This is a genomic window from Citrobacter sp. CK181 (assembly GCF_030333595.1).
Taxonomy (GTDB): domain Bacteria; phylum Pseudomonadota; class Gammaproteobacteria; order Enterobacterales; family Enterobacteriaceae; genus Citrobacter_B; species Citrobacter_B koseri.
Map to the genome: position 1 here is coordinate 52,650 of NZ_JAOWFN010000015.1, position 21,782 is coordinate 74,431.

General features: G+C 54.5%; 20 protein-coding genes. 12 read left to right on the top strand and 8 right to left on the bottom strand.

Going from position 1 to position 21,782, the window contains the following annotated elements; translation table 11 throughout:
- Positions 1–9: 9 nt before the first annotated feature.
- Positions 10–1,515, bottom strand: coding sequence for a CoA-acylating methylmalonate-semialdehyde dehydrogenase (locus OGW17_RS17510; RefSeq protein WP_071257958.1), 1,506 nt, complete (start codon positions 1,513–1,515; stop codon positions 10–12).
- Positions 1,516–1,728: 213 nt separating this feature from the next.
- On the opposite strand from OGW17_RS17510, the gene OGW17_RS17515 reads away from it, so the two are divergent.
- Positions 1,729–2,562, top strand: a complete 834-nt coding sequence (locus OGW17_RS17515; RefSeq protein ID WP_047463948.1) for a MurR/RpiR family transcriptional regulator — start codon at positions 1,729–1,731, stop codon at positions 2,560–2,562.
- Positions 2,563–2,688: 126 nt separating this feature from the next.
- Here OGW17_RS17515 and OGW17_RS17520 read toward each other — a convergent pair whose 3' ends face one another.
- Positions 2,689–3,375 carry an RloB family protein gene (locus OGW17_RS17520; RefSeq protein WP_047461777.1) on the bottom strand — a complete coding sequence of 229 codons (687 nt, stop codon included), beginning with the start codon at positions 3,373–3,375 and terminating at the stop codon, positions 2,689–2,691.
- Between the two features lie 15 nt (positions 3,376–3,390).
- On the bottom strand, positions 3,391–4,692 hold the full coding sequence (locus OGW17_RS17525) for an AAA family ATPase (RefSeq protein ID WP_012134761.1): 1,302 nt from the start codon (positions 4,690–4,692) through the stop codon (positions 3,391–3,393).
- Positions 4,693–4,966: 274 nt separating this feature from the next.
- On the opposite strand from OGW17_RS17525, the gene OGW17_RS17530 reads away from it, so the two are divergent.
- The gene (locus OGW17_RS17530) at positions 4,967–5,323 is read left to right on the top strand and encodes a KPN_00521 family repetitive protein (protein WP_071257955.1); all 357 of its coding nucleotides are present in this window, start codon (positions 4,967–4,969) and stop codon (positions 5,321–5,323) included.
- Positions 5,324–5,414: 91 nt separating this feature from the next.
- On the opposite strand, the gene OGW17_RS17535 is transcribed toward OGW17_RS17530, so the two are convergent.
- Entirely contained in the window at positions 5,415–6,827 is a 1,413-nt protein-coding gene (locus OGW17_RS17535; RefSeq protein ID WP_047461775.1) for a sensor histidine kinase, read from the bottom strand.
- Entirely contained in the window at positions 6,814–7,488 is a 675-nt protein-coding gene (tctD, locus tag OGW17_RS17540) for a transcriptional regulator TctD (protein WP_058667992.1), read from the bottom strand. Before tctD ends, OGW17_RS17535 begins: the two co-directional genes overlap by 14 nt.
- Positions 7,489–7,640: 152 nt before the next feature.
- Between tctD and OGW17_RS17545 the strand changes: the two genes are divergently transcribed.
- Genes OGW17_RS17545 through OGW17_RS17555 form a run of 3 tightly spaced genes read left to right on the top strand, consistent with a single transcriptional unit; the run spans position 7,641 to position 10,589 of the window.
- Positions 7,641–8,618 carry a Bug family tripartite tricarboxylate transporter substrate binding protein gene (locus OGW17_RS17545; RefSeq protein ID WP_012134765.1) on the top strand — a complete coding sequence of 326 codons (978 nt, stop codon included), beginning with the start codon at positions 7,641–7,643 and terminating at the stop codon, positions 8,616–8,618.
- A gap of 11 nt (positions 8,619–8,629) precedes the next feature.
- The gene (locus OGW17_RS17550; RefSeq protein WP_175479745.1) at positions 8,630–9,064 is read left to right on the top strand and encodes a tripartite tricarboxylate transporter TctB family protein; all 435 of its coding nucleotides are present in this window, start codon (positions 8,630–8,632) and stop codon (positions 9,062–9,064) included.
- A 10-nt stretch (positions 9,065–9,074) separates the two neighbouring features.
- Positions 9,075–10,589 carry a tripartite tricarboxylate transporter permease gene (locus OGW17_RS17555; RefSeq protein ID WP_012134767.1) on the top strand — a complete coding sequence of 505 codons (1,515 nt, stop codon included), beginning with the start codon at positions 9,075–9,077 and terminating at the stop codon, positions 10,587–10,589.
- A 36-nt stretch (positions 10,590–10,625) separates the two neighbouring features.
- Here OGW17_RS17555 and OGW17_RS17560 read toward each other — a convergent pair whose 3' ends face one another.
- A complete protein-coding gene (locus tag OGW17_RS17560) occupies positions 10,626–12,101 on the bottom strand; it encodes an alpha/beta hydrolase (protein ID WP_225622018.1) in 1,476 nt (491 codons plus the stop codon).
- Between the two features lie 254 nt (positions 12,102–12,355).
- Here OGW17_RS17560 and glaH point away from each other — a divergent pair, with 254 nt between their 5' ends.
- The 6 genes from glaH (at position 12,356) to csiR (ending at position 19,688) form a co-directional block, all read left to right on the top strand.
- Entirely contained in the window at positions 12,356–13,333 is a 978-nt protein-coding gene (gene glaH / locus OGW17_RS17565) for a glutarate dioxygenase GlaH (protein WP_058667993.1), read from the top strand.
- A gap of 27 nt (positions 13,334–13,360) precedes the next feature.
- Complete coding sequence (gene lhgD / locus OGW17_RS17570) at positions 13,361–14,629, top strand: L-2-hydroxyglutarate dehydrogenase (protein ID WP_047461764.1); 1,269 nt, start codon at positions 13,361–13,363, stop codon at positions 14,627–14,629.
- A gap of 23 nt (positions 14,630–14,652) precedes the next feature.
- The gene (gene gabD / locus OGW17_RS17575) at positions 14,653–16,101 is read left to right on the top strand and encodes an NADP-dependent succinate-semialdehyde dehydrogenase (RefSeq protein ID WP_058667994.1); all 1,449 of its coding nucleotides are present in this window, start codon (positions 14,653–14,655) and stop codon (positions 16,099–16,101) included.
- Between the two features lie 24 nt (positions 16,102–16,125).
- The gene (gene gabT, locus OGW17_RS17580; RefSeq protein ID WP_012134773.1) at positions 16,126–17,409 is read left to right on the top strand and encodes a 4-aminobutyrate--2-oxoglutarate transaminase; all 1,284 of its coding nucleotides are present in this window, start codon (positions 16,126–16,128) and stop codon (positions 17,407–17,409) included.
- A gap of 129 nt (positions 17,410–17,538) precedes the next feature.
- Entirely contained in the window at positions 17,539–18,939 is a 1,401-nt protein-coding gene (gene gabP, locus OGW17_RS17585; RefSeq protein ID WP_024130878.1) for a GABA permease, read from the top strand.
- Between the two features lie 56 nt (positions 18,940–18,995).
- Positions 18,996–19,688 (top strand): DNA-binding transcriptional regulator CsiR, encoded by a 693-nt coding sequence (gene csiR / locus OGW17_RS17590; RefSeq protein ID WP_012134775.1) that lies wholly within the window; start codon positions 18,996–18,998, stop codon positions 19,686–19,688.
- Positions 19,689–19,694: 6 nt separating this feature from the next.
- Here csiR and lysM read toward each other — a convergent pair whose 3' ends face one another.
- Positions 19,695–20,144, bottom strand: a complete 450-nt coding sequence (gene lysM, locus OGW17_RS17595) for a peptidoglycan-binding protein LysM (RefSeq protein ID WP_012134776.1) — start codon at positions 20,142–20,144, stop codon at positions 19,695–19,697.
- 190 nt (positions 20,145–20,334) lie between these two features.
- Here lysM and OGW17_RS17600 point away from each other — a divergent pair, with 190 nt between their 5' ends.
- Positions 20,335–20,862 carry a rhodanese family protein gene (locus tag OGW17_RS17600; RefSeq protein WP_047461756.1) on the top strand — a complete coding sequence of 176 codons (528 nt, stop codon included), beginning with the start codon at positions 20,335–20,337 and terminating at the stop codon, positions 20,860–20,862.
- A gap of 107 nt (positions 20,863–20,969) precedes the next feature.
- Here the strand turns inward: OGW17_RS17600 and stpA are convergent, their stop codons facing one another.
- Positions 20,970–21,371 (bottom strand): DNA-binding protein StpA, encoded by a 402-nt coding sequence (stpA, locus tag OGW17_RS17605; protein WP_012134778.1) that lies wholly within the window; start codon positions 21,369–21,371, stop codon positions 20,970–20,972.
- Between the last annotated feature and the right edge of the window lie 411 nt (positions 21,372–21,782).

Here is a 21,782-nt window from a genome sequence, read left to right on the forward strand (position 1 = left end):
GTCCCTCCGTCAGCCCAGCGTTGGCATGGAGAACGCGGCACCGCTATCCTGCTGCATCTCCGGCCAGCGGGCGGTAACGGTTTTCATGCGGGTATAAAAACGCACGCCGTCATTACCATGAACGTTAAGCGGACCAAAAATAGACCGTTTCCAGCCGCCGAAGCTGTGGAACGCCATCGGCACCGGAATCGGCACGTTAACGCCGACCATCCCGGCCTGCACCTCTTCACAGAAACGACGCGCGCAGCCGCCGTCGCGGGTAAAGATCGCCGTCCCGTTGCCATATTCGTGGCGATTAATCAGATCCACCGCGCTGGCGTAATCCTTCACCCGCACCACGGAGAGTACCGGGCCAAAGATCTCTTCTTTGTAAATCGTCATCTCAGGCGTGACGTTATCAAACAAGGTCGGCCCGACGAAAAAGCCCTGCTCGTGGCGCTTCACGCTAAAGCCGCGACCATCCACCCGCAGCCGCGCGCCCTGCGCCTCGCCGCTGTCGATATAGCCCAGCACTTTACTGCGATGTGCGGCGGAGATCAGCGGCCCCATCTCATTTTCCGGCGTTTGATCAAGCCCCGGCCCAACGCGTAACGCGGCGATCTGCGTTTCCAGCCGCGCGCAAAGTTCGTCCGCCGTGTTATCCCCCACCGCCAGCACCACGGAGAGCGCCATACAGCGCTCGCCCGCCGCACCGTACGCCGCGCCCATAATCGCATTGGTCGCCATATTCATGTCGGCGTCCGGCATCAGAATGCAGTGGTTTTTCGCCCCGCCCAACGCCTGACAGCGTTTGCCGTGCGCCGACGCCGTCTGATAAATATATTCTGCAATCGGCGTCGAGCCGACAAAGCTGACGGCCTGAACGCGCGGATCGGTCAGCAGAACATCCACCGCTTCTTTATCGCCCTGCACGACGTTAAAAACGCCATCCGGCAGACCAGCCTCTTTCAGCAGTTTTGCCAGCGCAAGCGACAGCGAGGGATCTTTTTCCGACGGCTTAAGCACAAAGGTATTGCCGGTAGCCAGCGCAATGGGGAACATCCACATCGGCACCATCGCCGGGAAGTTGAACGGGGTGATCCCGGCGCACACGCCCAGAGGCTGCATCAGTGAATGGCTGTCAACGCCGGTGCCGACATTCGCCGAATGTTCGCCTTTTTGCAGGTGTGGAATGCCGCAGGCAAACTCGACCACTTCCAGACCGCGCGTCAGTTCGCCCACCGCATCAGAATACACTTTGCCATGTTCTTCACTGACCAGCCGGGCAAGCGAATCCATGTTCTGCTCCAGCAGCGCTTTAAAACGAAACAGCACTCGCGCGCGTTTCAGCGGCGACTGCCTTGACCAGGCAGCAAACGCCTGCTGCGCAGCGGCAATGGCTCGCTCCGTTTCCTGCGCCGTGCTCATCACCACCTGACGAATTTGCTCGCCCGTGGCGGGGTTGAAGATCGCCTGAATGCGCTGGCCTGAGCCTGTAACACATTCGCCGTGAATAAAATTCGCTACCGTCTCCATCCTGAACCTCTCGCTGTTAATACGTGACTGTTACCCGAACACTGTATATGAAACAAACGTTCTATTTTAAGTTGAAATAAAATAAATATTGATTATTGTGATCAGGAATGGATTTTTATATTAACAGGCTGCATCGACGAGCCGGATGTATCGCTAACATTTAAAATGTACGGTTTTGCGTTTAGAATCAGAAAACTAAGTATGGGGGATAACATGACGACAGCATCCAGTCTGAGCGAGCTACAGCAGCAAATTCGCGACCGTTACGATAGTCTCAGTAAACGATTGCAGCAGGTGTCCCGCTATGTGCTGGATAACACTAACAGCGTAGCGTTCGATACCGTCGCCGTCATCGCCGAGCGGGCGGACGTGCCGCCATCGACGCTTATCCGTTTCGCCAACGCGTTTGACTTCACCGGTTTCAACGAAATGAAACAACTGTTTCGTATGAACCTGGTGGAAGAAACGGCCAGCTACAGCGATCGCGCGCGGCTGTTCAGAGAGATGGAGAGCGAATCCGTACCGGAAACGCCGTTAGACATCCTGCAAGAATTTGCCCGTTCGAATGCTCAGGCGCTGCAACAGCTGGCGTCGCGTACCGATCCCGACATGCTGCAACGCGCCGTTCAATTACTGGCGGAGGCCGATACGATTTATATCGCTGGCCTGCGGCGCTCTTTTAGCGTGGCCGCCTATCTGACTTACGCGCTCAGCCACCTTGAATGCCGCCCAATACTGCTTGATGGCATGGGGGGGATGCTGCGAGAGCAAATCAGCCGAATCAAGAGTCGCGATATCGTTATCTCCATCAGCTTTTCCCCTTACGCAGAAGAGACGGTCATGGTCAGCGAAACCGCAGCCAGCGTCGGCGCAAAGCAAATTGTCATTACCGACAGTCAGATAAGCCCACTGGCGACCTTCAGCGATCTCTGCTTTGTAGTCAAAGAAGCGCAGGTAGACGCTTTTCGCTCACAGTCCGCAACGCTTTGTCTGGTGCAGTCATTGGTTGTCGCTCTGGCTTACAGGCAGGGAAACAGTCATAAATAATCGTTAAGGCGTGGACGAAGATAATATTGCTTAAAATAGCGTTATTTTTTGATCATGCGTTAATTCAAAATGCCCCTTTACAGGGGCACAAACGCAATGCTTTTCGTGTGCAGTGTTACTCTTTATTTATCTTTTCGCTGGCGCGAAAACTTTTTCATGTAAATCCAGATATAACTCATCAATCTGCGTAAACGGATTGATACAATCGTTCTTCTCAAGCCATGCTCTGAGCCTGGCGCTTTCCTCACACGCCTTAAGACCATTTTGCTTTATTAGGCTATAGAGTCCATTATACTTTTCGCTATAATCTTTCAAATGCGTATTTTTAAGGTATTCCTTGCAGTTCTGTGCCGCGCTTTTATTTGCTTTAACAAATGGCCGTCTTAACACTTCATAATGGAGTAAAAACCAGACCTCGATGCAGGGATCAGAACGCAGGATCTTCGCCTGAGGATACCGGTCGCCACCAAGGGACTTTTTACGCCGTGAAAAAGTATGTTCTTTTAACATACTGGATGCCAGGTCAATATCTTTCCCAAACTCATCCGTATCAATTAGGCAATAAATCAGCTCAAATTCAAGATCCTGCTCATAAAGATCAATGGCGGTGCGTACAACGCTACTTGGGTTTGAATGGCGCCCAGGTTCAATATAAACGTCTGTATTCGCTATTTTAAGGTCTTTAACCATATCCTTAAAATAGGTTGGTTCGGTCTCCGTACCTTCGCAAACGATCAGGGTTTTCTTGCGCTCAGATTTAACTTTACCGCTGCCTCGTTTTTTCAATGCAGAAGGAGAAATTAACTCTTTCATTTTCCTGGCCATCATTCACCCCAAAAAAGGAACGCCACCAAATTTACCCAAATCCCAGCCTTTTATAATAGAGTCCTCAAACCTGGGGGCAAAATCGCTCAGTGGATAAAGCACGGTTTCAAGCTCGCTATTTTTCTCCAGGAACCATATTTGATCCCGTCTGACGAGTTTTTCCGTATCTAATAGAACGTTTGAATGCGTTGTGAGAATCAGCTGCAAAAGACGTTCAGAGTGTTTGACCATTAACTCAAAAATCGCTCTGACGATATAAGGGTGGAGCGATGATTCAAACTCATCAAGAACCAGTACGCTTTTTTCACCGGCCTCACAGCACAGTAAAAGAATGCCTGATAGATCGAATAACTTCTTCGTTCCCGAAGATAATCTTTCATAAGGGATGTTTTTCTTGATACCGCTGGACGTCGTATGTTCTAAAACAATTTGAAAACCGACATCGCTCAATATCATTTTTTTCATTTCTTCTGGCATCTCATCAGGTAACGTCACATTCTTTTTCGTTACCGAAATATCAGAAATAGAAAGATCAAACTTGTTTAAAAACTCAAGTATTTTATTTTTTTTCTGTTCATCGCCATCAGCCAGATCGTCTAAAAAAGAGTATCTGGATGCCATTCGGAAAACATCATCATTGCGATTACTGGATACAATTAAATCGCCTCTGAACCAGTTAATAAACTCATCCAGTTGTGAGACATCATAAGCATGCAGAATGGATACGAATGGCGAGCGTTTGCTGTTATTGGCTTTTTCTATCGCCACTTCATACGTTTTTTTATCTATCTGCAACGATGGGCAGTAGTATTCGAACTCATTGGTTTCAGCATTATATACTCTGGAGATAATCGTCTTTGGTCTTACCCCTTTTTTTGAGTAAACCCATAAACCTTCAGCTTCTATCGCGTCTGTACCGATAGATAACGTATACTGATACCGTTCACCGGTCGTGCCGATAAAACTGATCTCAAAATCAGTAGGCGCGGTTAACTGTTCCTCATCAAAAATAAATTTAGGTATTTCTCTGTCGATAAACCGCGTTCTTATTGAATCATTCTGTGAACTATCAGCAAACCCTCTAAGGATATAGGATTGCAGAAAATCTAAAGCTTCAACAAAACTACTTTTGCCCGCGCCGTTAGCACCATAAATTACTGCGACCTTATTAATCAACAGATCATCAAAATGCTCAGCTGTTGCCGTCGTCTCTGGATGCTCTTTATAAGATTTTTTAGCAGCCATCGATAAAGTTTGTTTTTGGCTAAAAACTTTAAAATTCTGCACTGAAAATTCAATAAGCATTTATAACTCCTTTTTTTGTGAAAAAAATCACAAATTTTCCGGTTAAAGCCTATCACGCAACCTTCCCGATTGCCAGATCAACGTTATCTGATTGTCAACCCATATGACCGCTTATCACGGCAGTTTCTACAATATTCACGACCCCCTACGGAGCCCCCGTTTCTCCCACATCCAGACCTCATTGATTCAATTACAGTTTATTCCTAAAGCCACCGCCTTTCTGCCGTGTCATGCTTAACCACGCATATAACTGATAACGTTAAGCGAGGTTCTTATGAAAAAAACAATGATCGCCTTATCTGCACTTCTGCTGGCTTCCCCTGTTTTTGCTGCGACCACACACGCGACCGATAACGACGTTGCAGCCGCTCATGAAAGCGCAAATACCGCCAAAGAGAAACTGCACAAGGCGCAGAATCAGGGTGAAGAACTGAAACTGAAATCTGAACATGCCGCTGAAGGTAAAAGCGACAACCTGAGCAGTAAAGTGAGCGAAGGCTCGCAGAAGGCCTGGAATAAGACCAAAGAAGGCACCGAAAAAGGCTGGAATGCCACGAAAGAAGGTGCTGAAAAAGGCTGGAACAAAACCAAAGAAGGCGCAGCAGAACTTGAGAAAAAAGTCAGCGAATAATTTTGCCTGACATGAGAAAAAAGCCGCTAATGCGGCTTTTTTTATTCCCGCGAATCACCCTTTATCCGGCCTGCGGTGATGACCTTTTTATTTACTGCGCCGTCGTTAAAAACCGTACCCGCACACGCAGACCGCCCAGCGTTTCACTGCGCGACAGCTGTGGATGGGTACGGTGCAGGCGGGCAATGTCGTTAACCAGCGCCAGACCGATCCCCGCCCCGCTCTCATTCCCCACGTTAGCAAGCCGATGAAACGGCATCAGCGCCTGCGGGATCTGCTCAGCGTCAATCCCTGGCCCATTGTCTTCCACCACCAGCACAACAGCCTCGCCATCCCGCAATAGCCGTGCCGTTACCGTTCCCTGCGACGGCGTATATTTCAGCGCATTATCCAGCAAATTCGCGCACAGCTCGCCGAGCAAAACGTCATCCCCTTCAATCCACACCGCCTCTTGCTCACCTTCATACCCCAGATCGATAGCCTTGCTGCGCGCCTGCGCCAGACGGCTAAAACAGCTCATCTGCACCACCTCATACAGATTAACCGGCAAGAACTGTCGCTCCCCCTGCTCTTTACGTTTCACCGCCGACAGTTGCAACAGCCGCTCCGTCAGCAAAATCGTGCTATCCAGCGTCGCGCTCATCGCCCGTAAACTTTCGTGCCACTGCTGCGGCTGTTGACTGGCTAACGCCACCGCCGCCTGCGTTTTCAACACGGCCAGCGGCGTTTTTAACTGATGGGACGCATCGGCGCTAAAGCGTTCCTGACGGGAGATCAGCGCGCGCAGGCGATCAATGTAGCGGTTAAAGGCGACGATCAGCAGCCGGGTCTCTGACCAGGGCAGCAGTTCCGGCAAGGGCGTCAGCAGGCCCGGTTCACGACGCACCATCAGCGAGGAGAGCTGGCGCATCGGCTTCAGAATACGTCGCAGCAGCCAGCCAACGAGAATCAATGTCAGCAGCACCAGCAGCCCTTGCGACACCCATGAGGAGAACAGCAGTTGCCCGGCCAGATAGCGCCGGGACTGTAGCGTCTCGGCAACGTAGATCTCCGCCATCCCGAATATCGCCCCTTCATTTACCGGCTGGAGCAGGCGCGCCACGCGGATCGCCTGTCCGCGATACTGGGTGTGATAAAACCACGCCAGCGCCGGGTAGAGCCGGGTTCGCGAGGTGGAAGGCGGCATCGCGGGCAGATCGTCATAACCGGAGATCACCTTGCCGCCCGGGTCCACGACTTTGTAATAGAGACGGTCGTTCATGTTGAGTTCAAAGCTGTCGAGCACCACCCAGGGGACATTCACCTCCAGTTTGTCGTGGCGCACCACCAGCCGTTCCGCCACCGTTCTCGCAGAAGAGAGCAGCGTCCTGTCGTAGGCCTGCGTCGCCGCCTGTAACGCGCTAACGTAGCTGTTAAATGCCGACAATCCCCACAGCAGCACCAGCGGCAATCCGAGGAACAACAACAGTTGCAGGTACAGCGACTGGGGTTTAGCCCACCTCATCGCCGCACTCCAGCACGTAACCCAGCCCACGCAGGGTGGTGATCCGCACGTTACTGCCCTGCAATTTTTTCCGCAGACGATGGATATAGAGTTCGATGCTCTCCGGGCTGACCTCATCGCTCAGGCTGAAGATCTGTTCAAACAGCTGCTGGCGCGACACCGGTCGCGTTCTGCGGTACATCAATACCGTCAGCAACGCCTGCTCACGCGGGGTCAGCGCCAGCGGCTGCGCCTGAAGCAAAAAGTAACCCTCATCGTGAAACGCCAGATCGCCAAGCTGCTGTAACTCCTGCACCTGACCTGCGCTGCGCCGCAGTAATGCCCGCAGCCGCGCATCAAGTTCTTCAATCTCAAACGGTTTTGGCAGATAGTCATCCGCTCCGACGTTCAGCCCTTTCACCCGATCCGCCACCGCGCTGCGCGCCGTCAGCAGCAGCACCGGCAGCGTTTGTCCACGCTTGCGCAGGCGCTGCACTACTTCCAGTCCGTCCAGCCCCGGCATGTTGATGTCGAGCACCGCCAGCGCATAGGTCTCAGTGTGCAGAAGATGATCGGCCGCCTGGCCATCAAATACGCAGTCCACGGCAAAACCGTTCTGCACCAGCGCTTTTTCCAGCCAGTGAGCCAGTTCACGGTTATCTTCCGCTAATAAGAGACGCATATCACATCCTGTAAAGTTTCTGCCGCATTGAAAGGGAATTGAAAGGTTATTGTTTTAACAATCACGCAACCGAACTGCTACATGTCGGCTCACATAATCACAAAAATCTTCTTCCGTATCTGAAAACTCGGACGTCCGCGTGAGGATAAACAATGAAAAAACAATTACTTCGTGCCCTTACTGCCAGCGTTTTACTGATGAGCACCGCTGTACTGGCGCAGGACGCGCCGTCGCGTACTGAATGTATCGCCCCGGCCAAACCCGGCGGCGGGTTTGATCTCACCTGTAAGCTGATTCAGGTGAGCATGATGGAAACCGGCGCTATCGAAAAACCGATGCGCGTCACCTACATGCCTGGCGGCGTCGGCGCGGTCGCCTATAACGCTATCGTCGCCCAGCGTCCTGGCGAACCGGGGACGGTCGTCGCCTTCTCCGGCGGCTCGCTGCTTAATCTGTCGCAGGGGAAATTTGGTCGTTACGGCGTGGATGACGTGCGCTGGCTGGCGAGCGCCGGTACTGATTACGGCATGATCGCCGTGCGCGCCGACTCCCCGTGGAAGTCGCTGAAAGATCTGCTCGCCGCGATGGAGAAAAATCCTGACAGCGTGGTGATTGGCGCTGGCGCATCGATTGGCAGCCAGGACTGGATGAAGTCGGCGCTGCTGGCGCAAAAGGCCAATGTCGATCCGCACAAGATGCGCTACGTGGCGTTTGAAGGCGGCGGCGAACCGGTCACTGCGCTGATGGGCAACCATGTGCAGGTGGTTTCCGGCGATCTCAGTGAAATGGTGCCTTACCTGAGCGGCGATAAAATTCGCGTGCTGGCGGTATTTTCTGAAGAACGCCTGCCGGGTCAGTTAGCCAACGTCCCGACCGCCAAAGAGCAAGGATACGACCTGGTCTGGCCGATCATTCGCGGCTTCTACGTGGGGCCAAAAGTCAGCGATGCCGACTACCAGTGGTGGGTAGAGACCTTCCAAAAGCTCCAGCAGACCGACGAGTTTAAAAAGCAGCGTGAGTTGCGCGGCCTGTTTGCATTCGACATGACCGGCAAGCAGCTTGACGACTACGTCAAAAAGCAGGTCGCCGATTACCGCGAGCAGGCGAAAGCCTTCGGCCTCGCAAAATAAACCTGGAGGCAATCATGAGCGATCGTATTTTTGCAGGTATCTGGCTGTTGCTCTGCGTTGCCGGGCTGTTCATCGCCTGGCAGATTCAGAGTGAATACAGCTACGAACCGGTCGGCCCTCGCCCGTTTCCGCTGGGCATTATCGGTCTGATGGCGCTCTGCGCGCTGGCGCTGTTATTGCGTCATCCCGATACCGTTAGCTGGCCTCACCACCATGTGCTGCAAAAGCTGCTCACGATGGTGATTGTCCTGCTGATGTACGCCTGGGGATTTGAGTGGCTGGGCTTCCCGATTGCCACCGCCATTCTCACCCTGGTCATCGGCATTCTGTTCGGCGCAACAATCCCGGCTGCGGGTATTTCCGGCGCGGTTCTCGGCATCCTGCTGTGGTATGCCTTCGACCGTCTGCTTGACGTCACCTTACCTCTCGGCGCCTGGCTGAGTTAACGGAGAAACGATGGATACCTGGATATATCTTTCTCAGGGTTTTGCGGTGGCAATGACGCCGGAAAACCTGGTGATCGCGCTGATCGGCTGCTTCGTCGGCACCATTGTCGGCCTGCTGCCGGGTCTTGGCCCGATTAACGGCGTGGCGATTTTACTGCCGCTGGCTTTCGCTCTGCATCTGCCTGCGGAGTCCGCGCTGATCCTGCTGGCTACGGTTTATATCGGCTGTGAATACGGCGGGCGTATTTCGTCGATTCTGCTCAACGTGCCCGGCGATGCGGCGGCGATCATGACCGCGCTCGACGGTTATCCGATGGCGCAACAGGGGCGCGGCGGCGTCGCGCTTTCCATCTCGGCGGTCAGTTCATTTTTTGGATCGCTTATCGCCATCGGCGGGATCATCCTGTTCGCGCCGTTGCTGGCGCAATGGTCGCTGGCGTTTGGCCCGGCGGAATACTTTGCGCTGATGGTCTTTGCCATCGCCTGCCTCGGCAGCATGATGGCGCAAAATCCACTGAAATCATTTCTGGCAGCGCTGATCGGTCTGGGTCTGGCGACCGTCGGCGTAGACGCCAACACCGGGGTTTATCGCTTTACTTTTGACAGCGTACATCTCTCCGACGGTGTGCAGTTCATCGTGGTGGTGATCGGTTTGTTCTCTGTCTCAGAAATTCTATTAATGCTGGAACATACCAGCAGCGGCCAGAAACTGGTACGCAAAACCGGGCGCATGTTGTTTAACGCCAAAGAAGGGGCGCAGTGCGTGGGCGCAACGTTACGCTCATCGGTGATTGGCTTCTTCGTCGGCGTGCTGCCGGGCGCAGGCGCCACCATCGCCAGCGCCATCACCTACATGACCGAGAAGAAGATCAGCGGCAACAGCGACAGCTTCGGTAAAGGCGATATCCGTGGCGTGGCGGCACCGGAAGCCGCTAACAACGCGTCGGCCTGCGGTTCATTCATCCCCATGCTGACCCTCGGCGTACCGGGTTCCGGCACCACGGCGGTAATGATGGGAGCGCTGACGCTGTATAACATCACGCCAGGGCCTGCGATGTTCACCGAACAGCCGGATATCGTCTGGGGGCTGATCGCCGCGCTGCTGATCGCCAACGTGATGCTGCTGGTCATGAACATCCCGCTGATTGGCATGTTCACCCGTATGCTGACCATCCCGCTGTGGTTCCTTGTCCCGGCGATTGCCGCCGTGTCTGCGGTCGGCGTGTACGCGGTACACAGCACCACGTTCGATCTGGTGCTGATGGTAGCGCTCGGCATACTGGGCTACATTCTGCGCAAAATGCACTTCCCCATGTCGCCGCTGATCCTCGGCTTTGTGCTGGGCGAAATGCTGGAGCAGAACCTGCGCCGCGCGCTCTCTATCAGCAACGGCAATATGGCGATTTTATGGGAGAGCGGTGTGACGAAAGCGCTGCTGACGATGGCGATAGCGGTGATTATCATCCCGCCGCTGCTGCGCCTGCTCCGCAAACGCAACAATAAGCCACAGGTGGATATCGGCTAACGGATTGCCGGATGGTGTTGCGCCATCCGGCAATCATCACTGTCGCGCCTCAATCCGCTGTAGCATATACGGGAAGAAAGGATTCGACGTCACGCGCATCAGCGTATCCAGCCCCACCGCCAGCGTGGACGTTTCCCCGCGCAGCGCGATAGTCCCGATACTGATTCCATAGCGGTTCAGTTCGTCCGGTTGCAGACCATACAGCGAATCACTGAGCGGAAACGGCACCGCCACATGCGACAGCGAATACATCTCCTGCGGCCAGGCCAACGGTAACGGCTGAACCTGCTCCACATGCTCCCCGGCCGGGGTATCGCGCGCCACGACGTTCAGCGTTTCCGGCGTCGCATTCGTGATAATTGTCGTGCGATAGTTGCGCGGCGCAGGCGGTAACAACTGAGTAATGGCGGTATACGATGAGGTGCGCAACAACGGACGCAGACTGGCGGCCTGATTGATATCGAACAACACCAGCTCACTGCCGTTATTGCCAAGATAACGATAAAACGAATCCACCACTGCACGGGTGCTCACCGTGGAATCCATAATTGACTGGAAGGTCAACACCGGCGGCAGTTCGTTAAGGCGGGAGCTTCGCGCATCCCGCGAAATCTGCTGTTGTAATGCTTTTGTCAGCAGATAAGACTGACGCGCGGCGTTAACCGGAAACGAGTTATATTTGAACGGATTATATTCTGGCGTGACGTTCAACCACGCCGCTTTGGCAAACGCTGGAAAGAGCGCAGGCAAACCCGCCAGTCCGGCAAAACGGGCGAATGCCGTCACGCCGATCATCGGCGACAGCAGGATAAGCTGCTGAGGACGCCGCAACGTGTTGTCTTCCAGCGCGTCCAGCGTGTACTTGAGCGCCAGCGCCCCACCGTTTGAGTAGCCCACCAGATGCAACGGCACATCTCGCCCCGCAAGCCGCGTCGCTTCCCGAACCGCCAGCCGCGAGGCGGCAAGCCACTGTTCCCACTCCACCGCCGTTAACGCGCCGGGCGCAGTGCCGTGCCCAGGCAGACGCGGCACAACGGCGATAAAGCCACGCTGCTGATAATCCTTAGCAACGTATTTCATGCTGTAGGGCGAATCCGTTAAGCCATGCAGTAACACAGCGACACCACGCGGTTTCCCCTGCGGCATGAGTACGTACGAGCGATTGCCGTTAGGCGAAAACTGCGGCGGCCAGACCCGGCTGTTATGGTAAAAACGGTTGATGGGCGTCTGCTCATCCGGCTTCAGCTTATCCGTCACCCCGGTTTTCAGATGGCTAAACAGCGCCTCTTCCCGTGCCAGGTACTGCGAAAAAGTGGCCTTATCCAGCGCGTTGGCAGACATTTCGCTACCGGTCCAGGTATGCCAGAGATGAAGATCGGGCCCGCTTTCTGTCTGGTAAACCCGCACGCCAAGAAAAACGATCAGAACCACAAGCAGCGTCAACGCCACATGCCTGATGAGCGATGCCAGTCCGGTACTCATCCATTTAAGGCGTCGGAATAGATTTTTTATCAATGGCTTAATCCCTGTCTCCCGCTCATCTGCTATTTCACAAACAGAATCAGTTTAGGTTGCGGATGTAAATCCTGTCTCATTTCTTAATCCCCGATATTTATAATGTTAAATATTTGTTGTTTTTGATCACAAAAATTAAACAAATCGTCAGTTTTGTATGCGTTTATCAAAAATGTAGATATTTTTAGTTTATGGCTACGAAATGAGCATCGCCATGTCTCCCTGACCATTTACTGAGAGGATCGATTCTGATGAATGCACTGACCGCCGTAAAAACAAATGCTGATAGTGTCACCCGCAGCGACGCCGGATTTACCTTCGCCCCTTCCGTACAGTCGCCGCGTCTGCTGGAGCTGACCTTTAGCGCAAAAACGACGGCGCAATTCTTGCAGCAGGTGGAACAGTGGCCGGTACAGGCGCTGGAATACAAATCCTTTTTACGTTTTAAGGTCGGTCAGATCCTCGACGCCTTATGTGGCAACCAGCTACAGCCGCTGCTTATTAAAACGCTGCTGGATCGCGCCGAAGGCGCACTGCTGATCAACGCTGAAGGGATCGACAACGTAGAACAGGCTGACGAGATGGTCAAGCTGGCGACGGCGGTGGCGCACCTTATCGGGCGTTCTAATTACGATGCGATGAGCGGCCAGTACTACGCGCGCTTTGTGGTGAAGAACGTCGATAATTCAGATAGCTACCTGCGACAACCGCACCGCGTGATGGAGCTGCATAACGACGGCACCTACGTTGAGGAAGTTACCGACTACGTGCTGATGATGAAAATCGACGAACAAAATATGGCGGGCGGAAATTCACTGTTGCTACACCTCGATGACTGGGAGCATCTGGAGCGCTTTTTCAGCCACCCGCTGGCACGTCGCTCCATGCGTTTTGCCGCGCCGCCGAGCAAAAACGTCAGCCACGATGTTTATCATCCGGTATTTGACGTTGACCAGCAGGGGCGCCCGGTCATGCGCTATATCGACCAGTTCGTCCAGCCAAAAGATTTTGAAGAGGGCGTCTGGCTCAGCGATCTCTCCGATGCACTGGAAACCAGCAAAAACATCCTCTCTGTTCCGGTGCCGGTCGGTAAATTCCTGTTGATTAACAACCTGTTCTGGCTGCACGGGCGCGATCGTTTTACGCCACACCCGGATCTGCGCCGTGAACTGATGCGCCAGCGCGGTTATTTCGCTTATTCCACCCATTGCTACCAGACTCATCAATAAGCGCGGTCAGACGAAGGAATTGAGCGGATGTATGATTTTGTAATTATTGGCGGCGGCATTATCGGCATGTCGACCGCCATGCAGCTTATTGATGTGTATCCAGACGCCAGCATCGCCCTGCTGGAAAAAGAGTCCGAACCGGCCTGTCATCAGACGGGTCACAACAGCGGCGTGATCCATGCCGGGGTCTACTACACTCCCGGTAGCCTCAAAGCGCAGTTTTGCCTCGCCGGAAATCGCGCCACCAAAGCCTTTTGCGATCAAAACGGCATTCGCTACGACACCTGCGGAAAAATGCTGGTGGCGACATCCGAACTGGAAATGACGCGGATGCGGGCGCTGTGGGATCGCACGGCGGCAAACGGCCTGGAACGCGAGTGGTTAAGCGCGGCGGAACTGCGGGAGCGGGAGCCGAACATCACCGGTCTGGGCGGGATTTTTGTCCCCTCCAGCGGGATTGTCAGCTACCGGGACGTGACGGCGGCGATGGCGAAAATCTTCCAGGCCAAAGGCGGTGAGATTGTCTACAACGCGGAGGTCAGCGCGCTGAAGGAACATGCGGCGGGCGTGGTGATCACAACCCGGGGCGGGCAGATATACGAAGCCTCAACCCTGATTAGCTGTTCCGGGCTGATGGCCGACCGGCTGGTTAAAATGCTGGGGGTCGATCCCGGTTTTATCATCTGCCCGTTCCGTGGCGAATATTTCCGCCTGGCGTCTCAGCATAATCAAATCGTTAACCATTTGATCTACCCCATTCCCGATCCGGCAATGCCGTTTTTGGGCGTCCACCTCACCCGGATGATCGACGGCAGCGTTACCGTCGGGCCTAACGCCGTGCTGGCTTTTAAACGAGAAGGCTACCGGAAAGGCGATTTTTCATTATCCGATACGCTGGAAATTTTCGGTTCGTCCGGCATCCGCCGCGTGTTGCAAAACAATCTGCGCTCAGGGCTTGGCGAAATGAAGAACTCACTGTGCAAAAGCGGCTATCTGCGGCTGGTGCAAAAATATTGCCCCAGCCTGACCTTAAAAGATTTGCAGCCGTGGCCTGCTGGCGTGCGGGCGCAGGCGGTGTCGCCGGATGGCAAGCTGATCGACGATTTCCTGTTTGTTACCACGCCACGATCCATTCACACCTGCAATGCGCCCTCTCCGGCGGCCACATCAGCCATTCCCATCGGGGCGCATATCGTCAGCAAAGTGCAGACGCTGCTGGCAAGCCAGAGTCATCCCGGACGCACGCTACGTGCGGCGCGTCGCGTGGACTCATTAAACGCCGCATTCACCCGTTAACCCTTTTAAGACAGGAAGCAATCATGCAACTTAACGATCCCACCTTGTTCCGCCAGCAGGCGTTTATCGAGGGGCAATGGCGCGACGCCAGAAGCGGCGACACAATCGCCGTAACCAACCCAGCGAACGGCCAGCCGTTAGGCAGCGTACCGAAAATGGGGGCAGAAGAGACCCGCGAAGCCATTGACGCCGCTAACCGCGCGCTGCCCGCCTGGCGCGCGCTCACCGCCAAAGCGCGGGCGAATATTCTGCGTCGCTGGTTCAATTTGATGATGGAGCACCAGGACGATCTCGCCCGCCTGATGACGCTGGAACAGGGGAAGCCGCTGGCGGAAGCAAAAGGAGAAATCAGCTATGCCGCCTCTTTTATTGAATGGTTTGCCGAAGAAGGTAAGCGCATCTATGGCGACACGATTCCAGGCCACCAGGCCGATAAGCGCCTGATCGTTATCAAGCAGCCGATTGGCGTTACCGCCGCCATTACGCCGTGGAATTTCCCCTCGGCGATGATTACCCGCAAAGCCGGCCCGGCGCTGGCGGCCGGTTGTACGATGGTTCTGAAACCCGCCAGCCAGACGCCGTTTTCCGCCCTGGCGCTGGCTGAACTGGCGAACCGCGCCGGGGTTCCCGCAGGCGTCTTTAACGTCATCACCGGTTCTGCGGGAGCGGTCGGCAATGAACTGACCAGCAACCCGCTGGTGCGCAAACTGTCGTTTACCGGCTCAACCGAAATCGGCCGTCAGCTGATGGAACAGTGTGCGAAAGACATCAAAAAGGTGTCGCTGGAGCTGGGCGGCAACGCGCCGTTCATCGTCTTTGATGACGCCGATCTGGATAACGCCGTGGAAGGCGCGCTGGCCTCTAAGTTTCGCAACGCCGGGCAGACCTGCGTCTGCGCTAACCGCCTGTATGTACAGGACGGCGTGTATGACCGCTTTGCGGAAAAACTCCAGCAGGCGGTGAGCAAGCTGCATCTCGGCGACGGCCTGCAAGCGGACGTCACCACCGGGCCGCTGATTGACGAAAAAGCGGTAGCCAAAGTGCAGGAGCACATCGCCGACGCGCTGGAGAAAGGCGCAAAAGTGCTCTGCGGCGGTAAGGCGCATGCGCTCGGCGGCAACTTCTTCCAGCCCACCATCCTGGTGGACGTCCCCAATAACGCAAAAGTGGCTAAAGAAGAGACATTCGGCCCCCTCGCCCCGCTATTCCGCTTTAAAGATGAAGCTGACGCGATCGCGCAGGCGAACGATACCGAGTTCGGTCTGGCGGCCTATTTCTACGCCCGCGATTTAAGCCGCGTGTTTCGCGTCGGCGAAGCGCTGGAGTACGGCATTGTCGGCATCAACACCGGCATTATCTCCAACGAAGTCGCGCCATTCGGCGGGATTAAAGCCTCCGGTCTTGGCCGCGAAGGTTCTAAGTACGGCATCGAAGATTATTTAGAAATCAAATACATGTGCATCGGCCTTTAAAAAAACAATACTGGAGAACACCTGATGAGCAGCAATAAAGAATTAATGCATCGCCGCAGTAACGCCGTCCCTCGCGGCGTAGGACAGATCCACCCTATTTTTGCCGATCGCGCGGAAAACTGCCGGGTCTGGGATGTGGAAGGCCGCGAGTATCTCGATTTTGCAGGCGGTATTGCGGTGTTGAATACCGGGCACCTGCACCCGGAGATCGTCTCGGCGGTCGAAGCACAACTGAAAAAGCTGTCGCATACCTGTTTTCAGGTGCTCGCCTACGAGCCGTATCTGGAGCTGTGCGAACTCATGAACCAGAAGGTGCCAGGCGATTTCGCGAAGAAAACCCTACTGGTGACTACCGGTTCCGAAGCGGTGGAAAACGCGGTGAAAATCGCCCGTGCGGCGACAAAGCGTAGCGGCGCCATCGCTTTTAGCGGCGCTTATCATGGCCGTACCCACTACACCCTGTCGCTGACCGGAAAAGTCAATCCCTACTCTGCCGGAATGGGGCTGATGCCAGGCCACGTTTACCGCGCGCTCTACCCTTGCGCCCTGCACGGCATCAGTGATGATGACGCGATTGCCAGCATCCAGCGCATCTTTAAAAACGATGCCGCGCCGGAAGATATTGCCGCCATCATCATTGAACCGGTACAGGGAGAAGGCGGTTTTTATGCGGCCTCGCCCGCTTTTATGCAGCGTCTGCGCGCACTCTGCGACGAACACGGGATCATGCTCATTGCCGATGAAGTGCAAAGCGGCGCGGGGCGTACCGGTACGCTTTTCGCGATGGAGCAGACGGGCGTCGCCCCGGACCTCACCACCTTCGCCAAATCGATTGCCGGCGGCTTTCCGCTGGCGGGAGTAACCGGTCGCGCCGATGTGATGGACGCCATCCCGCCGGGCGGTCTGGGCGGCACCTACGCCGGTAATCCTCTCGCCTGCGCCGCCGCGCTGGCGGTACTGAACATTTTCGAGCAGGAAAACCTGCTGCAAAAAGCCAAAGACCTGGGGCAAACCCTGCGTAAAGGGCTGCTGAATATTGCTGAAACGCACCGCGAGATTGGCGACGTGCGCGGCCCGGGAGCGATGATCGCCATTGAGCTGTTTGAAAACGGCGATCGCAGCAAACCGGACGCGAAGCTGACCGCCGACATCGTCGCCCGCGCCCGTGATAAAGGGCTGATCCTGCTCTCCTGCGGGCCGTACTACAACGTGCTGCGCATTCTGGTGCCGCTGACTATCGAAGAAGCGCAAATTCAGCAAGGGCTGGACATCATCGCCCAGTGTTTTGATGAGGCGAAGCAAGGTTAGGTCGTTGTAGGCCGGATAAGGCGCTTGCGCTGCCATCCGACAATGTTTTGATGCCCGGTGGCGCTCCGCTTACCGGGCCTACGCATCAAGAGCAGCCAACAGCTTCAATAACAATAACGGGGTAAGAAGATGGGGCAATTGTCAGAATCACATGCTTTAGGTGGCGGACTGAAATCCCGCCACGTCACCATGCTGTCTATCGCCGGCGTCATTGGCGCCAGTCTGTTTGTCGGTTCCAGCGTCGCGATTGCGCAAGCCGGGCCTGCGGTACTGCTGGCTTACCTGTTTGCCGGGTTGCTGGTCGTTATGATTATGCGAATGCTGGCCGAAATGGCCGTCGCCACGCCGGATACCGGCTCTTTCTCAACTTATGCGGATAAAGCCATCGGCCCCTGGGCGGGCTACACCATCGGCTGGCTGTACTGGTGGTTCTGGGTGCTGGTTATCCCGCTGGAGGCCAATATTGCCGCCATCATCCTGCATTCATGGATACCGGGCGTCCCCATCTGGCTGTTCTCTCTGGCGATCACCATCGCATTAACCGGCAGTAATTTGCTGAGCGTCAAAAATTACGGCGAGTTCGAATTCTGGCTGGCGCTGTGCAAAGTGATTGCCATTCTGGCGTTTATCGCGCTGGGCGCGGCGGCAATTAGCGGCTTTTATCCCTACGCAGACGTGAGCGGCGTTTCACGCCTGTGGGATCACGGCGGCTTTATGCCCAATGGCTTCGGCGCGGTACTGAGCGCGATGCTGATCACCATGTTCTCATTTATGGGCGCAGAAATTGTCACGATTGCCGCCGCCGAGTCCGACACGCCGGATAAGCATATCGTGCGCGCCACCAACTCGGTGATCTGGCGTATTTCAATCTTCTACCTGTGCTCTATTTTCGTGGTGGTCGCGCTCATCCCGTGGAACATGCCGGGACTCAAAGACGTTGGTTCCTACCGTTCGGTACTGGAATTGCTGAATATTCCTTATGCCAAAGCGATCATGGACTGCGTGATCTTATTGTCAGTCACCAGTTGCCTGAATTCCGCGCTGTATACGGCGTCGAGAATGCTCTACTCCCTCAGCCGTCGTGGCGATGCGCCCGCCGTTATGGGCAAACTCAACCGCAGCAGGACGCCGTATGTGGCGGTGCTGTTATCCACGGGGGCGGCATTTCTCACAGTGGTGGTAAATTATTACGCCCCGGCGAAAGTGTTTAAATTCCTGATCGACAGCTCCGGCGCGATCGCCCTGCTCGTCTACCTGGTGATTGCGGTTTCCCAGCTCAGAATGCGGAAAATCCTGCTGGCGGAAGGGAGTGAAATTAAGCTGAAAATGTGGCTCTATCCGTGGCTGACCTGGCTGGTTATCGCTTTTATCTGCTTTGTGCTGGTGGTGATGCTATTCCGACCGGCGCAACAGCTGGAGGTGATTTCTACCGGGCTGTTAGGACTGGGGATCATTTGTACCGTGCCGATTATGTCCCGCTGGAAAAAACTGGTATTGTGGCAAAAAACGCCGTTGCAAAATACGCGTTAGACCTGTGTCCCGGCGCGCGCCGGGATATCAGCCCAATGCTATTCAGGAGTTGTACCATGACCGCCTCTGCCCAACCGACGGCCATAGATGGATACCGATGGCTCAAAAACGATATTATTCGCGGCGTTTATCAGCCCGATGAGAAGCTGCGCATGAGTCTGTTAACATCACGCTATGAGTTAGGCGTGGGGCCGTTGCGGGAAGCGCTTTCTCAACTGGTGGCGGAACGGCTGGTCACGGTGGTGAACCAGAAAGGCTATCGTGTGGCGTCGATGTCGGAGCAGGAACTGCTCGATATTTTCGATGCCCGCGCCAATATGGAAGCCATGCTGGTGCAACTGGCTATTGCGCGTGGCGGCGATGAGTGGGAAGCCGATATTCTCGCCAGGGCGCATATGCTCAACAAACTGGAATCGAGCGATGCCAGCGAACGTATGCTGGACGAGTGGGATCAGCGCCATCAGGCATTTCATACGGCTATTGTTGCCGGTTGCGGCTCACATTATCTGCTGCAAATGCGCGAGCGACTTTTCGATCTGGCGGCACGCTACCGTTTTATCTGGCTGCGCAAAACGGTTCTGTCCGTTGAAATGCTCGAAGATAAACATATTCAGCATCGGGCGCTTATGGAGGCTATTCTGGCGCGCGATGCCGCACGCGCCAGCGAATTAATGCGCCAGCATTTACTGACGCCAATTCCGATTATTCAACAGGCGATGGCCGGTAAACTTCAGCAGGAACAGAGCTGAGTCCGGTTACTCTTCCGGGATACGTAAAACCTGCCCGGGATATATTTTATCCGGGCTTTTCAGCATCGGTTTATTCGCTTCAAAGATTTTGTTGTACAGGTTGGCATTACCGTAAACCTGTTTTGAAATAGCGCTCAACGTGTCGCCTGATTTCACCGTATAAAATTGACTCTCCGCCGCAGGCGCTGACGTTTTAACCTGATCTTCCACACTGCCGATCCCGGAAATATTCCCGATCGCAATGAGGATTTTTTCTTTCGCTTCCTGACTTAAACCGTCGCCCGTTACCGTCGCTTTACCGTCCGTCACCTGCACATTGACTTTATCGGCGTCAGGAATACCGGTTTTGTTTAAGTGTTCCTGCACCTTTTTCGCCAGATCATCTTTATCATGATTTCCAGTTACGGCATCCCAGAGCTTTTCGCCCGCATCTTTCACAAAATTGAAGAGACCCATATTTACCTCGGTTGTACACAATAGACACCCAGAGAGTGTAGCAGAGGGAAGCGGCTTAACAGGGAAACGGCATGACATATTGCTGGCGCAAACTGTAAGGCGAACAAGACATTCCTCATTTACACCCTTTACGCTGCCAGGAAGCTGATTTACGCTGCTAAATACACCGTATTGTCCACCAGGAGAAACCATGACAACCGGGACGATTTCCCCGCGCGAAGCACAGGCGCTGATAGCACAAGGGGCAACGCTGATTGATATCCGTGACGCCGATGAATACCTGCGCGAACATATTCCCGACGCGCAGCTGGCGCCGCTCTCCACGCTTGAGCACGGCGCTTTTCCGGCGGCGTTACGGGCTGAACGCATCATCTTTCACTGTCAGTCAGGCAGGCGTACCAGCGGCAATGCCGCAACGCTCCAGGCGGTCGCCGCCCCCGCAGAAGTCTGGCTGCTGGAGGGGGGAATCGAAGGCTGGAAAGCTGCGGGCCTGCCCGTGGCGGAAGATAAGTCTCAGCCGCTGCCGCTGATGCGTCAGGTGCAAATTGCCGCCGGAGGGCTGGTTTTATTGGGCGTTGCGCTGGGTTACACCGTCAGTAGCGGTTTCTTCCTGATCAGCGGCTTTGTTGGCGCCGGGTTAATGCTGGCGGGATTCACGGGTTTCTGCGGCATGGCGCGACTGCTCGAAAAGATGCCCTGGAACCGGCGAACGCATTAAGCGGTAGCGCCAGAATCGCCGCAGTCACCGGCGGGCCGGGTGGTTTGTACTGACCGGGTTGATATCCGCCGGATAAGCACCGACTCATCCGGCAAAATACCGCGAAATTAGATCAGAAAATCATCCAGAGATTTCCCCGCCGCCAGCGCCTGGGCAATCGGCTTAGGCGTACGCCCCTGACCAGTCCATGTTTTCGTCTCACCATCAAAATCGGTAAAACGATATTTCGCCGGGCGCGGCTGACGTTTTTTACCTGAACGCGGCGTTGCCGCCCCCATATTTAATAAATCTTCTGGATTGATGCCGTCGGCTTTCATCATCTCCAGAAAGGTATTAATTTTCTCTTGCTGTTCAGCGCGCAGACGCTGTTGCTCTTCTTCTTCTTCGCGTCTTTCTTTAGTGACAACCCTGAATTTTTCGAGCATTTCTTCAAGAACGTCAATGGAGAATTCGCGGGCCATTGCGCGCAGTGTACGGATATTATTTAAATTCTGTAACATCAAAGTCATAACAATAAAACCTTTTAACGCAGGGAAAAACAAGTATTACGCCAGAAAGTATATTCGATTATTGATTATATTTCCAGAGAGTAGGATATACAGCAATATCTGGCCTGCACATCGCCGCTTATATTTATTCGCCTTCGCTGTTATATATTCAGCCTGAATAACGCACGCCTGCGAAATTAAAAAAGCGGCCCCTCCCCGGCGTACACAACAGCAGCCGTCGATGCCCTTTCGCTCCCGCCTCGCTTGCGCAAAACGCCGAAAAAACCAATAAAAGTTAAGCCATTGATTTGGAAAACATTAGTCACGGCAGACAACGAAAATCCCGAAACGAACAAAAAACAGACACTGGCAGAGTATTTTATCGACAAAAAGACAATAAATAAAAATTTTACACTAGTTGATAGTTATTAT